The organism is Paenisporosarcina sp. P5_A11 (genome assembly GCF_056400705.1).
Genome location: NZ_JBFUKT010000252.1, coordinates 1 through 3433, shown reverse-complemented (window position 1 = coordinate 3433; position 3433 = coordinate 1). Strand labels below are relative to the sequence as shown.

The 3433-nt window shown below is 38.8% G+C and carries 3 protein-coding genes; all 3 read left to right on the top strand.

Annotated elements, in window-relative coordinates:
• Positions 1 to 366: 366 nt before the first annotated feature.
• Entirely contained in the window at positions 367 to 954 is a 588-nt protein-coding gene (locus AC1DOS_RS18825) for a helix-hairpin-helix domain-containing protein (protein ID WP_477538735.1), read from the top strand.
• Positions 955 to 1027: 73 nt separating this feature from the next.
• Positions 1028 to 1609: a ComE operon protein 2 gene (locus AC1DOS_RS18820; protein WP_108586362.1), complete on the top strand. Its 582-nt coding sequence runs from the start codon at positions 1028 to 1030 to the stop codon at positions 1607 to 1609.
• 212 nt (positions 1610 to 1821) lie between these two features.
• On the top strand, positions 1822 to 3433 hold a 1612-nt coding region (locus AC1DOS_RS18815), incomplete at its 3' end, for a DNA internalization-related competence protein ComEC/Rec2 (protein ID WP_477538734.1).

Genomic DNA, 3433 nt, shown 5'->3' with positions numbered 1-3433 from the left:
AGCATGTCCAGGTGAGACCCCACAGTGAACGAGTTGCGCAAAAGTGTTTTGCACAACTCGTTTGCGACGAAGCTAGCGAAGCGATGCAACGCACTTCCATGTTTCGAAGCTAGCGCAGCGATGCAGAAACAGGAGCAGCGTTTTTTCAAGCGAGCGAGGAGGCTCACGGATTGCCCGCGGAAAGCGTCCGCCTGTAACGGAAAGCAACAGTATAGTTAAATGGAAGAAAAACTTTCCAATTATACGTAATTCGTTTATAGTATGAATAGCTCTATAAGAATTGCTCCCTGTAGGAAAGGATGACCCAATCTGAATCCTGCATGGCTAAAAAAACATTCAACTAAACTCGCGCTTGGAAGTGCTGTAGTGATTTTGTTTGTTGCTTTGTTTAAACCATTTTCCCAAAATCCGGCCCCCCCAATTGCCGGTACGCTCGAAACGATCCAAAACCCCATCCCAAGTTCAATTCCAGCTGAAGAATCATCTGAAACAAAACCAATCGATAAAGAACTAAATGAAACTGTTGTCGTCGATGTAAAAGGCCAAGTTCATAATCCTGGTGTTTATTCATTGCCAACTGGCAGCCGTGTCCTAGACGCGCTCCAACTTGCAGGTGGCATACTACCCACTGCAGAAGAAAAGGCGTTGAATTTTGCTGCTAAATTAGTCGACGAAATGGTCATTTATGTTCCTTTAATTGGAGAAACTGAAGTGCCACTGACCATTGCAACTTCGCCGAGTACTTCAGAATCCCAATCTTCACTCGTCAATATTAATACCTCAGATGAATCGACCTTGATGACCCTCTCAGGAATTGGTCCTTCTAAGGCTAAAGCTATTATTGCTTACCGAGAAGAGAAGGGCCTATTTAAATCGATTGAAGATATTAAAGACGTAACAGGCATTGGTGATTCAACATTTGAAAACTTGAAAGATTTTATTTCGGTCAATTAAAATCACAATCAATTGACGTAAGAAACGTGTTCCTACTAAACTAAAGAAGAGTTTAAAATCAGGGGGCGTTTTTATGGAGCGAATAACATGGGATCAATTCTTTATGGCACAAAGCCATTTACTTGCACTTCGAAGCACGTGTACAAGGTTAGCGGTAGGTGCGACAATCGTTCGTGATAAACGAATAATGGCAGGGGGTTATAATGGTTCTATTTCAGGTGGAGACCATTGTATCGACCAAGGATGTTACGTAGTAGATCATCATTGTGTCCGCACGATTCATGCCGAAATGAATGCCTTACTTCAATGTTCAAAATATGGTATCTCAACGAATGAAGCGGATCTATATGTAACTCATTTTCCATGTTTGCCTTGTACGAAATCTATTATTCAATCGGGAATTCGACGTTTATACTACGCCGAAAACTATAAAAACAATGAATATGCGATTCAATTATTATCGCAAGCAAATATAGAAGTCGTCCATGTTCCTTTCGATGAACGAAAAATCGATTTCTTAAGCGATAAAAAAATTACTTTGTATTTAGATATGCTTCAAAAATTAAGAGAGAATGGAGTTTCTGCTGAGGAATTGGCTTCATACGAAGCGCAGGTGAAAGATCTATTTGGCAAAACTATTGGAACCATCGGTTAATTTATTTAGCAATTGCAGCAATCCTTTCAACAGCTGCAGCATTAGGTTCACTTTTTATTCTATTACTACACATAATCATTATCCTGTTATTTATCTGGAAACGCTGGCCATTCGTATTTATTTTTAGTTATGTACTGACGGCTATTTTTTTCCTAATCTTTACTGAAGATAAATTGACTCCTATTCATTTCGAAGTCGAGCAGGACAGTATATTGAAATTGACTTCCACATACGCCATTAATGGCTCGAAATTACGTGGGTTTGTCATTTCTGAAGACAAGGACAAATGGTATATCACATATACGTTTACTTCAGAAGAAGAGAAGATGATGTTTGAACAACAATCTTTAACCGGGACGAAGTTTAAATGGACTGGACAAGCTGCTGAAGTGCCTCTGCCAGCACATGACTATGCATTTAGCATGAAGACGTATTTAACTAGTCACGGTGCAGCAGGAATGTTGTCTGCTACATCCTTTCAAAAAATCGCTGATCCAAGTGGAGTATTAGGCTGGATTGCTGAAAGACGCTTTCAAATGGAAAAACAGGTTGAAGCCTATTTTCCGCTTTCCCTTCAACCAGAAGCTAAATCCTTACTACTCGGCTTGCAAGATGATATGGATCCTCAACAAACACGCGCTTATCAAATACTCGGAATCACTCATTTATTTGCGATTTCAGGGTTGCATGTGGCGTTTTTAACATTCATTTTTTATCAATTGATGTTAAGACTCATGATCAGGAAAGAAATTGCGGTATGGTGTTTGCTAATTTGTTTACCTATTTATGCATGCTTAGTTGGTGGAGCACCATCCGTGTGGAGGGCAGTTGGAGTAGTTGAAATTCTGCTTCTATCTAAACAAATGAATCAACGACTATCTATCGAAGATGCATTTGGTCTAAGTTTAATAATTTTTATTTGCTTACAGCCGGGAGTTATCTTTCAAATTGGTTTCCAACTATCGTACTTAGCTGCCGCAGCGTTGCTTTATTCATCTTCTTTTTTAAAATCTCAAACGACTGTTCTTAAACAATCTTTCTGGATTACATTTCTTTGCCAGATTGGGGTATTCCCAATACTTCTCTTCCATTTTTACGAAATATCATTATCCTCCTTTATCGTAAATTTAGTATTTGTGCCTTTATTTTCGTTCGTTATTTTACCCATCAATTTAGTATTGTTCCTTCTATCATTTGTCATGCCATTCCTTTTAGAGCCCCTATTTATGATTTACGAACCATTACGCTTGGGTTTGACAACGTTCATTTTAAAACTCGCGTCGATTCCTTATCAACTATGGAATCCAGGTAAACTGTCCTTATGGCAACTTATTATGGCATATATAGGTGTTGTATGTTCGTTCCTACTATTAGAACTTCGTCATTCATTGAGCAAACTTTTACTCACTCTAGGATTACCAGTTCTTATAATACATGCAACACCATTTCTCGATACTTCCATAGAAGTCTCATTTATTAATGTAGGACAAGGCGATGCAACTGTTATCGAACTCCCACATCAGCAAGGTGTTATCCTGATTGATGCAGGGGGTTTACTACGGTTCGATCAACCTTTTTGGAAGCAAACTGACACGCCTTTTGAAATTGGTCGTGAAGTTATTGTGCCTTTTCTAAAAGGTCGAGGTATTCGTCGAATCGATACGTTTATTTGGACACATGCAGATAGTGATCATGTAGAAGGTGCAGAAGAAATATTAGAAGAAATAACAGTGGAAGAAATCCATGTAACACCAGGTGCGATACATTTACCAACTTTACAACTAGCCTTTCAAACAGCATTAAATAACAAGATTCCAATAAAAG